Consider the following 12,392-nt stretch of genomic DNA (forward strand, 5'->3'; position numbering starts at 1 on the left):
ACTCTGAAAACCTGAAGGAGTTACCCCATGAGTACTGCTACCCCCTGGAAACGCTTGAACAAAGACGACGCGGTTGTGCTGCTGGTGGATCACCAGACCGGTCTGATTTCGCTGGTGCAGGATTTTCAGCCTAACGAGTTCAAGAACAACGTGCTGGCGCTGGCGGATCTGGCGAAGTTCTTCAAACTGCCGACGATTCTGACCACCAGCTTCGAAAACGGTCCGAACGGCCCGATGGTGCCCGAGCTGAAGGAGCTGTTCCCGGACGCGCCATACATCCCGCGTCCCGGCCAGATCAATGCCTGGGACAATGAAGACTTCGTCAAAGCGGTCAAGGCAACCGGCCGTAAGCAACTGATTATTGCCGGTGTCGTGACTGACGTGTGCGTCGCATTCCCGACGTTGTCTGCACTGGCTGAAGGGTTTGAAGTGTTCGTCGTGACCGACGCATCGGGCACCTTCAACGAAACCGTGCAACAGGCCGCCTGGGCCCGCATGACCGCTGCCGGTGCGCAACTGGTCAACTGGTTCTCCGTGGCATGCGAGCTGCAGGTTGACTGGCGCAACGATATGGAAGGTCTGGCAAATCTGCTCTCGCCACGCATTCCCAACTACCGCAACCTGATGAACAGCTACTCGGCACTGACTGCGAAGTAAGTTCTGAGGCTCAAAGAACGGCGCCCTGCCTTGAGTAGGGCGCCGTTTTTGCTTATACCTTCAGGTCGCCTCGATCCTGTGGGACCGAATTCATTCGGGAAGGCGGTATTTCAGGCAGCGCATCGGCTGTGAATGTACCGGCCCCTTCGCGAACAAGTTCGCTCCTACCGGTGACCTGAGCAAGACGCATAACCCGGTAGGACCGAATTCATTCGGGAGGGCGATATTTCAGGTGCGCATAGGCTGCGGATGTCCCGGCCCCTTCGCGAACAAGTTCGCTCTTACCGGTGACCTGGGCAAGACGCAGAACCCGGTAGGACCGAATTCATTCGGGAAGGCGGCATTTCAGTTTACGCATAGGCTGTGGATGTCCCGGCCTCTTCGCGAATGAATTCGCTCCCACTGGAACAGTGTTTGCAGACCAACATAGAGACCAGTAAAAGCAGCTTTAGCCGGGAGAGCGATATTTCAATAGATTGCCGAGGCTATGCCATGATGCCCTCGCTCATTTACTGACAAGGAATAACCCCATGAAGCTGGTTCGCTACGGTCTACCCGGTGCTGAAAAGCCTGGCGTCATTGACTCCAACGGTGGCATTCGTGATCTGTCGGCGCATGTTGATGACATCAACAGCAATGCGCTTTCCATCGAGAGCCTGTCGCGTCTGAGTGCCATCGACTGCTCGACGCTGCCGCTGGTTGCGGGTGATGTGCGTATGGGGCCTCCGATCAGTAAAGGCGGACGGGTGATCTGCATCGGCCTTAATTACACCGACCATGCCGCCGAAACCAATCTGCCGATTCCTGCCGAACCGGTGATGTTCCTCAAGGCTTGCTATCCCACTGGCCCCAACGACGACATTCGCTTGCCGATTGGCTCGGTGAAGACTGATTGGGAAGTTGAACTGGGCATCGTGATCGGCACCCAGGGGCTGTACATCGACAAGGCCGATGCTTTGACGCACGTCGCGGGTTATTGCGTAGTCAATGACTTATCCGAGCGCAGTTACCAGCTGGAGCGTGGCGGGCAGTGGACCAAAGGCAAGAGTTTTCCGGGGTTTGCCCCCGTTGGCCCATGGCTGGTGACGGCTGACGAAGTGGCTGATCCTGGCAAGCTGGCGTTGTGGCTGGAGGTCAATGGCAAACGCCAGCAAGACGGCAACACGGCCAATCAGGTATTTGATGTGGCGACGGTCGTCAGCTACGTGTCGCAGTTCATCGAGCTGGAACCTGGCGACTTGATCAGCACCGGCACCCCGGCAGGCGTGGGATTGGGTCATAAGCCTGAGCCATTGTTTCTCAAACCGGGGGATGTGGTGACCTTGGGTGTGGAGGGGCTTGGGGAGCAGCGGCAGGTGATAAAAGCGTTTTGAATTTTGTGGGGCGGTTAACCACAATTGCTCTAATTGAAATGCGGTCTACCTGTGGGAGCTGGGCTTGCCCGCGATGCATGTGTCGCAGTTCGAAGGCAGACCGAGTTATCGTTTATCGCGGGCAAGCCCAGCTCCCACAAGAAGATCCCATTTCACATCAAGCCTGCGTGGTTTTTGACAGTGGTGTTAATCCCGAGCAATCAACGCAGCAATAAAATCAGCCACCAACGCCACAGCAATCGCCAGCGCAGCTATCACAAACAGCATCACGTGATGCCCGCCATTGGCGTTGAAGATCACTGAGTACCCATAACCGCTCAACGCCTGAAACGTCGCGAAGGAAACCGTGGCACGGCTCCAGGCCACTTGCTGCTGTTCGTGGCGAGGGACCAGTTCGTGAATCCTGCCCAGAGCCAGCGGGACAATACCCGGTGGAAACGAGCCGATGATGATTGCCAGCAAGGCCAGCAGCGCGAAGTTACTGGTGGTGCACAGCAACGCTACAGTCACGGCTTGTACCGCGAGCACCAGGCGGATCGAGGTACGGGCACCCAGGCGGTCAGCCAGAAAGCCGTAGATCACCGGGCCCAGAATTGCGCCGACCCCGTACATGACCCAGATCACGGCACCCGCATGGGCGCTCAGGCCAAGGCCGCGGGTCACGTAATCCACGAGGAACACCATCGTCGGCACCAGGCCGATCGCCATCAATGCGTATTGGCCAAACAGCAGGTATATGCCTGAGTTCATGCGGCTGTTAAGTGGCTGATGAGTTGCTTCGGCAGAGGCAGACACGGCGGCAGTAGCGCTTGCCGATGGCCAGCAAAACCAGCTCGCTGCGGTGAGCACGAGGGAGGCCAGACCCAGGCCAATCCAGGCATCTCGCAAGCCTAGCGACAGCAGGAACGGCACCAGCGTGCCTGAACCTGCGATGCCCAAACCCACCCCGATAAAGATTGCACCACTGGCCAGCCCTCTACGGGCGACCGGTACGTGAGGAATCACCGTTGCAGCCACCACGACAATGATCGCGCCCCCTGCGATACCGGACAGCAGACGCCAACTGAAAAACCAGGCGACCGACAACGGCCAGGCACAGGCAAAAAACGACGCAGTGGCGATCAGCATCATCAAACGCAGCGAGTGCGCGTTGGACAGTCGGGCCGCGATGGGGCGGCCGGTGAGGGCGCCAATCAGATAGCCGATCAGGTTTGCCGCGCTCAGGTAAATCACATCCGACGCAGAAAACCAGTGCGCCTCGATCAGTGATGGAATCAGTGGCGTATAGGCGAATCGCGCGAGGCCGATGCTCACAAGGCTCGCGCTGAGGCCTGCAAGTATGTGCAGCCAGACGTTGTTGCGCCGGGGTGCAAAGTTGTCAGTAGTGGTGTGCATGGCGGAATGTCCTTCCCCACAGAATCATGGAATCAAAGTGAGCACTACAAAGTGCTTGGCATGGGTCCATGGTAGCGACGATGATTGATGCAATCTTGCAGTTAATTGTCTTTGGTGAGATGCATAAATGCATCAGGTGGGTGGCCGTTGAACTGGGATGACACGCGAATTTTTCTGGCGGTCTGTCGAAAGTCCACATTGCGCGGTGCGGCGCGATTGCTGAATGTAGATCAGGCAACGGTAGGTCGCCGGATCGCGGCCCTTGAAAATGCCTTGGGCACCAAGGTGTTTCTACGCACCTCCGAGGGCTACGTGCTGACGGTTGCAGGGGAGGCTGCGTTCAAGTCGGCGGAAAAGATGGAGCGCTCGGCGCTGGACCTGCAACGGCAGATTCAAGGGCTGGATGATCGACTCAAAGGAGAGGTGCGCATCACCTCCACCGATTCGCTGGCCGTCGATTTTCTGATTCCTGCCATCGCTCATCTGCATCAAACACACCCGGACGTGAAAGTCCGGCTCGATGCATCCATACAAATGCTTAGTCTTTCCCGGCGTGAAGCCGATATAGCCGTCAGAAACGTCAAACCAGAAAATCCGGATTTGATCGCTCGCTGTATTGCCCGTTGGCCGGTAGGGCTGTATGCGTCGGCGGAGTATGCGCAACGCCATGGCGAGCCTGAACCGGGTTCGGCATTTGCCGGTCATGACCTGATCATGTTTCAGCCCTATCTGGACAGTAGCCGTGAAGCGACTATCGTTTCCGAGCCGGTCGGTGAAGGGCGTCTGGTGGCGACGGTTAATTCCGGACTGATGATGCGTCGCTCGATTGCTGCCGGGATCGGCATTGGCGAAATCCCGGTGTGTCTGGGCGAGCGTGACGGGCTGACCCGGCTTTGGCCGGATCGGCAGCGGCAGCAAACGTATGATGTGTGGTTGGTGACCCATGAGGACTTGCGACATACCGCACGGGTGAGGGCTGTCATCGATCACATCGTCAGCGTCTTTGAGTCAGTCGGTTAGGCATGCAGCATTAATCAGGTCGAATGGGTGTAACGCCCGTCGAAAAAGTCGCATTCAGAGTGGTTTTGATGAAAAAACTGGCCGCTATAACGCTTGACGAAAAGCTATTAGCAATGTGCCAGCAGAGGCTGCTTGCATTTAAAGGTGAATGGTAGAGAATCGCCGCATAAAGAGGCCAGTCGGCCCATATTCATACTCGTTATTGCATTCCTGGATGATCAGGTTTGCCGGCATTGTTCAGGAGTTCAAACAAGATGGCAGCAGTGCAGCAAAAAACCGTTGACGCAATCAAGACCTCCCAGCCAGAACTGTCAGCTGAATGGCTGGCGGCGCTGGAAGCTAACGGTGCCACTCGCAACCTCAAGATCGATGATCTGAAACAACAGATGGCGGAGTTCCTGAGTCTTGTGGTTTCAGTCGCGGAGAAGGGGCGTCATCAATCTCTGGCTGGCAGTGACTGGGACGAGATTCGTCAATTCCTCGAAAAGCTTTCCCAGAGCCGTGCTTCGGTGGGCCAGGATTCGCAGCAGACTGCAAGTTTTGTCTTTGCGCTCAAAGGCCCGTTGTTTGCCTTGATCCAGCGTGAATATCAGGCTGATCCGACGCTGTACGCCGAGCAGTTGCTGGAGCTGTCCGAGTTGCTGGATGCGTTGGCCATGCACACCATCCGCACGTTCCAGAAATCCCGTGAAAACGTGATCAAGCGCCAGCAGGAAGAATTGCTGGAGCTGTCGACTCCAGTGGTCAAGCTGTGGGACGGCGTGCTTGCCTTGCCGATGATCGGCACCCTTGACTCCCAGCGTACCCAGGTGGTGATGGAGTCGCTGTTGCAGCGCATCGTCGACACGGGTTCGGAAATCGCCATCATTGACATCACCGGCGTGCCAACCGTGGACACACTGGTTGCGCAGCATTTGCTGAAAACGGTCACCGCCATTCGCTTGATGGGTGCTGATTGCATCATCAGCGGTGTACGTCCGCAAATTGCTCAAACAATTGTCCATCTGGGCCTCGATCTGCAAGGCGTCGTCACCAAAGCCAATCTCGCCGACGCGCTGGCTCTGTCGCTGAAGCGTCTGGGGCTGACCGTCACCAAGGCGGTATAAGTTCATGGAACGTATTCCTATTCTGCAGATGGGCGCCTATCTGCTCGTCACGATCCAGGTCGACATGCACGATCAGCTTGCGCTGACCCTGCAGGACGATCTGTCCGAGCGGATCAGCAAAACTTCTGCGCGGGGTGTCCTGATCGACATCTCGGCGCTGGACATCGTCGATTCGTTCGTGGGTCGCATGATCGGCACTATTTCCGGCTTGTCGCGGATCATGGATGCCGAGACCGTACTGGTCGGCATGCAGCCCGCAGTAGCGATTACGCTGGTTGAGCTGGGCATGACCTTGCCGGGCGTCAGCACTGCGTTGAACGTTGAGCGCGGCATGAAATTGCTGCATGAGCGAGTGCAAGCGCAATGACCGTACGCAGCAGCGGTTCGCAACCCGTGCTGATCGAACAGGACGTCGTACTTGCGCGCCAGACCGCGCGCAAGCTGGCCCAGGAGTGCGGCATGCGCCTGATTGATCTGACCAAAATGGTCACCGCTGTCAGCGAGCTGGCACGTAACACCATGGTCTATGGTGGTGGCGGAGATATGGACTGGCAAATCCTCGAAGAGGATATGCGCACAGGTTTGCGGATCACCTTCCGCGATGAAGGTCCGGGCATTCCTGACCTCAAGCTGGCGATGACCGATGGCTGGACTTCCGGTAATGGCATGGGCCTTGGCCTGACCGGCGCCAAGCGTCTGGTGGAAGAGTTCGAACTGGACACTGCTCCCGGTGCCGGAACCCGCATAACGATTACCCGATGGACGTGATCCTGCGCAGTACCCTGACGCAGGTTTTGTTGATTGAGGACAGCAGCCAGGTAGGCCACGCAAGACGCACCGCTCAGCAGTTGGCGGAGAGTCTCGCGTTCGATGAAGTGGACGCCGGACGTGTCGCGCTGGTCGCTACTGAGTTGACCAGCAACATTCTCAAACACGCGGTTCGCGGCGAATTGCACCTGCGGGTTTTCGATTCGCCGGGGTTGTCCGGCATCGAAATCATTGCCGTGGATCGTGGTGAAGGTTTCGACCTGACTGATTGCATGCCCGATGGCTTCTCAACCCGAGGAACCCAAGGCATTGGCCTCGGTTCTATCGAGCGCCAGGCGGATGTTTTTGATGCCCACGCGGATGCCCGCGGCGCGGTGGTCATGGCCCGTTTCTACCCCCGTAAAAACAAGACCCGGGACCTGCGTGTCGGTATCAGCCAGCATTCACTGCATGATGATCCCGCGTGTGGCGATGTCTGGTCACTGGCAGTGGAGGGGCAGCGGATTAGTGCGTTGATCATCGACGGGCTGGGTCATGGTGAGGATGCTGAAGTCGCCGCGCGTGCCGGTGAGGTCGAATTCCAGCAGCGGCCTTTTGATTCTGCCGAGCGTGTGCTCGAGGACATGCACCATTCCATGAAGGGAACGCGTGGCGGTGCCGTAGCGGTGGCCAACTTTGATGCTGGCCTGGATACGTTGCGCTTTGTCGGGATTGGCAATATCGGCGCCACGCTGATTGGTGAAGACAAAGTTCGGGGACTGGTATCGCATCCTGGCATTGTCGGCCTTCAGTTCAGAAAGGCTCAGGCATTCGAGCATTCGCAAGTGACCGGCCAGTTGCTGGTGATGTACAGCGATGGCCTGCAATCTCGTTGGAACCTGCGTGATTATCCGGGTCTGATTTATCGTCATCCGGCGGTTATCGCTGCCGTCCTGCACCGCGATTTTTGCCGCGGCCGAGATGACGTCACCGTGTTGGTCATTACCCTGGAGGCTTTCAATGCCTGAACCGATCGTTGCTGATCAGTCCATCGAGTTGCAAAAGTTGCGCGATGAAGTGGACGCGCTGCGTGCCGAGCTGGACGAAACCAATCAGGGCGTACTGGCGCTGTATGCCGAACTCGACAACCAGGCCGATGAACTGCGTGAGGCGTCTGATTTGAAGAGTCGCTTCCTGTCTTACATGAGCCACGAATTCCGCACGCCGCTGGGCTCCATTCTGAGCATCACCAGCCTGCTAAAGGACGAAATCGACGGTCCGTTGAGCGAAGAACAGCACAAGCAGGTCGGCTTTGTCAGTGGTGCAGCCCGTGAGCTGAGCGACATGGTCGATGACCTGCTCGATCTGGCCAAGATTGAAGCCGGAAGGATCAGCATTTCCCCTGCCTGGTTCGACATGTTCGACTTGTTCTCGGCACTGCGCGGCATGTTCCGGCCGATCGTCAACGCGTCGTCCGTGGACCTCATTTTTGAGGAGCCGTCAGGCTTGCCGCGTCTGTACACCGACGACAAGAAGCTCGCGCAGATCCTGCGCAATTTCATTTCCAACTCCCTTAAATTCACCCAACGCGGTGAGGTTCGAGTATCTGCACGTCTGGAAAGCGATAACGAAATCCGCTTTGCGGTCTCCGATACCGGTGTAGGCATTCCTCAGGAAATGCACGGCGCCTTGTTCGAAGACTTTTCGCAGATCGACTCCCCTCTGCAAAAGCGATTGCGCGGGACCGGGCTTGGCCTGTCACTGTGCAAACGCTTCGCCGAGCTACTGGGCGGGCGAGTCGGGCTGGAGAGTGAACCCGGACTGGGCTCGACATTTTTCGTGATCATTCCACTGGCCATCGCAGCAGGGCCTGTTGATGAAGCGTGAACTCCGGCTGCTCATCGTTGATGACAACGCAGCGACACGCTATGCGTTGCGGCGACGCATGGAGCGCCACGACTTTATTGTCAGCGAAGCAGGTACGGGCACCGAGGGGCTTGAGCAGATCGCAGCACAACTCCCGGATGCGCTGATTCTGGATGTGAACCTGCCGGACATGAGTGGCTTCGACATCGTTCGTCTGTTGCGTGCCGAGCCACGCACCGCGTTGCTGCCTGTGGTGCATGTCTCGGCGGCGTCGATTCATACCACCGACATTGTCACCGGCCTTGAGGCGGGCGCTGATGCCTATCTGGTGCACCCGGTAGATCCGGATGTATTGCTGGCGACCTTGCGGACATTGCTCCGGGTACGAGACACCGAATACGCATTGCGTGAAAGTGAGGCGCGCTTCAGGGAGATTTTCGTCAACATTTCCGCGCCCATTGCGGTCATGGACGCTCAGCTCAAGGTCTACGAGTGCAACCACGCGTTTACGCTGCTGACCCATCAAAGCCTGGCCGATGAAACCATGCTGGGCTCTCTGGCTGGCGATCAGGATGAAGTTATTCAGGAGCTGCGCGCGGGGTTGCTGGCGGGTGAGCGCTGGCAAGGCACGTTGCGCATGTTGGTAAGGGGTGAATTACGCGAGACCGAGTGGCAGATTTCACCTTACCGCACACCCGGGCTGAGTCTCGTGTTCGTTGAAGATGTGACCGAGCACCGGCAGCGGGAGCAGTCACATCTCAAGCAACTCGACAGCGTCAATACCAAGCTTGCCCACGAAGTGGCCGAGCGCGCCCGAACTGAAGCTCAGTTGCTGCAAGCGCAGAAAATGGATGCAATCGGGAAGTTGACCGGCGGTATTGCCCATGACTTCAACAACTTGCTGACCGGGATCATTACCGGTATCGAGTTGATCAAGAGGCGGACCCAGGAAAATCGTCCCGAGAAAATCATGCGCTACGCAGAGGCGGCACTCGCTTCGGCCTCCAGTGCGGCGGCGCTCACCCACCGATTGCTGGCATTCGCTCGTCAGCAACCGCTGGACGCTCGGCCAATCGACATCAACAAACATATCCGCTCGCTGGAAGACCTGATGCGCCGCACCATCGGTAAGCGCATCGCGTTGACGCTGGACCTCACCTCGCAGTCGGCCATTGCACTGGTGGATAGCAGTCAGCTGGAAAGTGCGTTGCTCAATCTGGTGATCAACGCCAGGGATGCGCTGCCGAACGGCGGAACGATCCGGGTCACCACCTTCGCTGCGCATTCCAAAGGCGATGCCAGGCTGGCGGATGGCGCTTACCTGGCGCTGTCGGTAAAGGATGACGGCATCGGCATCGAGCACAGTGTCATTGATAAGGTGTTTGATCCGTTCTTCACCACCAAACCCATTGGCAAGGGCACCGGGCTAGGTCTATCGACCATCTACGGCTTCGCGCGGCAGTCGCAAGGCGACGTAGTCATTCGCAGCGTAGTGGGCCACGGCACAGAAGTCACCTTGATGCTGCCAGCCGGAATTGAGTCCGTGCCGGTCGAGGAGGCGCCGCCTGTTGCTCCGCGAGAGGGGGCGGGGCAGCACATTCTGATCGTGGAAGACACGGCATCAGTGCGGATGTTCGTCAACGAGCTGCTGATCGATACCGGCTACCGCTGCACTCAGGTAGGGGACGTCGCTACGGCATTGTCGTTACTTGAAAACGACACGTCGATTGACCTGTTGCTCAGCGACGTCGGTTTGCCTCACATGAATGGGCGTGAGCTGGCGGACCGGGCCCGTCTCTGGCGTCCTCACTTGCCGGTATTGTTCATGACCGGTTACGCCGAAAACGCGGTGGACCGGCAGAGCTTTCTGGGCGAGGGCATGGACATGATCATCAAGCCGTTCCAGCTGGGCGCGTTGCTTGAGAAAGTCAACGCCATGCTGGAGGCAACTCCCCGCGAAACCTGATCGGCCGCCGCGTTGCCGTGACCGGTCGGTCAGAATCAGAAATATGTAGTGCTCTAAAATATTCACTACATAATCATTGACGCATGCCTTTTCGACTTGCATTATGCAGCTGTCTCCCTGATCGGGAGAGTTGGAAAGGGTGTTCTTGACATGCACGACGAGCCGTCGTGATGTTCCCGGATGTGTGCTGCCCACAAGGCAGATTGATGAAGCTGACCTGGCATGGTCGTCTCAGGGCGAGTTGATGCTGGCGATACGTCCTCATGAGGCTTGTGGCTGACTGCAGTTCAGATTGCCGCTGGTTTCCGATGTTTCGCTACTTCTTCCTGTTGTTTGTCCTGCCGCGTAGCAGCTTTTCATCAAGGCTACATGCATCTAGTCAGGGGCCGGTTCTGCGGGCGAGTGAACGATGTGTCATGTTTCGCTCATCAGCAGTGATACGAATTAATTGGCCGATTTGATGATGTGTTCGAGCTCACTAATTAATCTGATGACAAGCGGTCAAGGAGTTACACATGAACTTGAATAACCAACCCACTGTCCAGGAACTTTCCGAGCTGTTTGCTGCGCGCAAGGACACACTCGATAACCATATCCTTTGGGTGTGCGAAGAAGGTGAAGTGCGTATTGAACCTCTTGCCTCGGGTGTGCCGGAAGAGCAGTTCATTGCCAGTCGCCCAAACTTGCGCGCTCGTCTCTCGATGTACCGCCGCGGTCATGGCTGGGTCGGCAAAAAGGCCGCCGCAGACAAGCAGTTCATGAGCGATGTGCTGCAGATGCTGCAGGATGTGTGGAGTCAGCCTGAAGCGCGGATTGCTGAGCGTTCGTATTAATGTGATGTCGGTGCAGTTCTTTGTGGGAGCGAATTCATTCGCGAAGAGTGCTTAACAGACAAAAAACAGGTAATGAATGCTCCGGCCTCTTCGCGAATGAATTCGCTCCCACAGGGCGCGTCGGGACCATTAGTAATAAGTGTTTTTTAAAAGTACTGATAAAAAGTGCTGGTCTGTATGTTGTTCTCACGCGCCCTCTGAAAGTATTCAGAGGGCTTTTTATTTTCGACTATATAAAAGCCAGGGCGACCATTCGATAGCACTGACCCGGCCGACGACATCTTGCTCTAGAGCCCCCAAGTAGGCTTGTTCTGTTCGATAGGTTAGGCTTGGCCGTTTCCGGTTGCGGATGAGCGCCGGGCATTATCTGATCTTCATCGTTCATGACAAGGCGTGTTTATGGATTTGCGGCAACTGGAAGCGTTCGCGGCGGTTATGTCGGCTGGCAGTGTCACGGCAGCGGGTAAAATGCTCGGTCGTTCACAACCCTCGGTCACCCGGGTGATTCAGGAGCTGGAGCAAGAGCTCGGCTTTGCGTTGTTCGAGCGTAGCGGTCCGAAGGTCACGCCCACCCAGAAAGCCTTCATGATGTACGCCGAGGTTGAAAGTGCCTTGCTCGGCATCCGCAACATTCGCCAGCGCGCCTTACATATCGCTCAGGACGAGAATCGCCAGATCAAGCTCGTGGCCATCCCGGCGCTGGCGGCAGGTTTGCTGCCGCTGGCCTTGTCCCGGCTGCCACAGTCGCTGCAACCACAGCACATTCAACTGCACAGCATGTCTCCGGAAAATGTTGTTCAGGCCGTGCTTTCCAAGACCATGGACCTGGGAGCCGTAAGTCTGCCGCTGGAGCATCGTGGTCTGGACATCCACTGGATCGGCGAGTCGCCGTGCGTGGCCGTGCTCCCAGCAGACTCGGAACTGGCTCGTTACGATGTGCTGTCCATGGAGGTTCTGGCCGCACATCCATTGATCACCATGTCCAACCCGTTCCGTTTCCGTCGCCGCATCGACAAGGCGTTTCAGGATGCCGGTGGCAAGGCGCCGCATATGCTCGACACCAACACCTCGCTGGTTGCCATGCAGATGGCACGCGTCGGCCTGGGAATCGCACTGGTTGACCCGTTCACGGCATTGGGCGTCCCGATCAATGGCGTTGTAGTGCGACCTATCGAGTGCAACATCCCGTTCTTCTTCGGTCTGATTTCTGCCTTCGCCAGCCCGTTATCCGATGTGTCGGTGGCGCTGGTCGAAGAACTCGCCAGATCCGCCCAGGCATTGTTGCCATCAATGATCATGCATGACCCGAGCGAGCACGACGCTTTGCTGCAGAGCATTTATGCGGGTTAGCCGCAGGTTCTGAGTGGGGGCGGTGCGCCTGCCTCACTCCATCCTGATCTGGAATGCTGCTTCTATGTGGGAGCTGGGC

General features: G+C 57.3%; 12 protein-coding genes. 11 read left to right on the forward strand and 1 reads right to left on the reverse strand.

Annotation, left to right across the window (positions count from 1 at the left end):
* Positions 1-27: 27 nt before the first annotated feature.
* Positions 28-657, forward strand: coding sequence for an isochorismate family cysteine hydrolase YcaC (ycaC, locus tag K3169_RS12995; RefSeq protein WP_027900462.1), 630 nt, complete (start codon positions 28-30; stop codon positions 655-657).
* Positions 658-1,187: 530 nt separating this feature from the next.
* On the forward strand, positions 1,188-2,030 hold the full coding sequence (locus K3169_RS13000) for a fumarylacetoacetate hydrolase family protein (protein WP_263271850.1): 843 nt from the start codon (positions 1,188-1,190) through the stop codon (positions 2,028-2,030).
* Positions 2,031-2,216: 186 nt separating this feature from the next.
* On the opposite strand, the gene K3169_RS13005 is transcribed toward K3169_RS13000, so the two are convergent.
* Positions 2,217-3,425 carry an MFS transporter gene (locus K3169_RS13005; RefSeq protein ID WP_263271852.1) on the reverse strand — a complete coding sequence of 403 codons (1,209 nt, stop codon included), beginning with the start codon at positions 3,423-3,425 and terminating at the stop codon, positions 2,217-2,219.
* A 147-nt stretch (positions 3,426-3,572) separates the two neighbouring features.
* Here K3169_RS13005 and K3169_RS13010 point away from each other — a divergent pair, with 147 nt between their 5' ends.
* The 9 genes from K3169_RS13010 to K3169_RS13050 all read left to right on the forward strand — a co-directional run bounded on the left by K3169_RS13010 (position 3,573) and on the right by K3169_RS13050 (position 12,313).
* Complete coding sequence (locus K3169_RS13010; RefSeq protein ID WP_099268732.1) at positions 3,573-4,445, forward strand: LysR family transcriptional regulator; 873 nt, start codon at positions 3,573-3,575, stop codon at positions 4,443-4,445.
* Between the two features lie 254 nt (positions 4,446-4,699).
* Positions 4,700-5,551 (forward strand): STAS domain-containing protein, encoded by an 852-nt coding sequence (locus K3169_RS13015; protein ID WP_099268733.1) that lies wholly within the window; start codon positions 4,700-4,702, stop codon positions 5,549-5,551.
* A 4-nt stretch (positions 5,552-5,555) separates the two neighbouring features.
* A complete protein-coding gene (locus K3169_RS13020; protein ID WP_027900457.1) occupies positions 5,556-5,918 on the forward strand; it encodes an STAS domain-containing protein in 363 nt (120 codons plus the stop codon).
* A complete protein-coding gene (locus K3169_RS13025) occupies positions 5,915-6,319 on the forward strand; it encodes an anti-sigma regulatory factor (RefSeq protein ID WP_099268734.1) in 405 nt (134 codons plus the stop codon). Before K3169_RS13020 ends, K3169_RS13025 begins: the two co-directional genes overlap by 4 nt.
* Entirely contained in the window at positions 6,310-7,326 is a 1,017-nt protein-coding gene (locus K3169_RS13030; RefSeq protein WP_231671861.1) for an ATP-binding protein, read from the forward strand. The genes K3169_RS13025 and K3169_RS13030 overlap by 10 nt, the downstream gene beginning before the upstream one ends.
* Positions 7,319-8,185 carry a sensor histidine kinase gene (locus K3169_RS13035; protein ID WP_027900454.1) on the forward strand — a complete coding sequence of 289 codons (867 nt, stop codon included), beginning with the start codon at positions 7,319-7,321 and terminating at the stop codon, positions 8,183-8,185. The genes K3169_RS13030 and K3169_RS13035 overlap by 8 nt, the downstream gene beginning before the upstream one ends.
* Positions 8,175-10,130 (forward strand): response regulator, encoded by a 1,956-nt coding sequence (locus K3169_RS13040; protein WP_099268735.1) that lies wholly within the window; start codon positions 8,175-8,177, stop codon positions 10,128-10,130. The genes K3169_RS13035 and K3169_RS13040 overlap by 11 nt, the downstream gene beginning before the upstream one ends.
* A 515-nt stretch (positions 10,131-10,645) precedes the next feature.
* Entirely contained in the window at positions 10,646-10,963 is a 318-nt protein-coding gene (locus tag K3169_RS13045) for a hypothetical protein (RefSeq protein WP_263271854.1), read from the forward strand.
* A 399-nt stretch (positions 10,964-11,362) separates the two neighbouring features.
* A complete protein-coding gene (locus tag K3169_RS13050) occupies positions 11,363-12,313 on the forward strand; it encodes a LysR family transcriptional regulator (protein WP_099268737.1) in 951 nt (316 codons plus the stop codon).
* The last annotated feature ends 79 nt before the right edge of the window (positions 12,314-12,392 follow it).

Source organism: Pseudomonas phytophila (assembly GCF_025643095.1).
Lineage (GTDB): Bacteria > Pseudomonadota > Gammaproteobacteria > Pseudomonadales > Pseudomonadaceae > Aquipseudomonas > Aquipseudomonas quasicaspiana.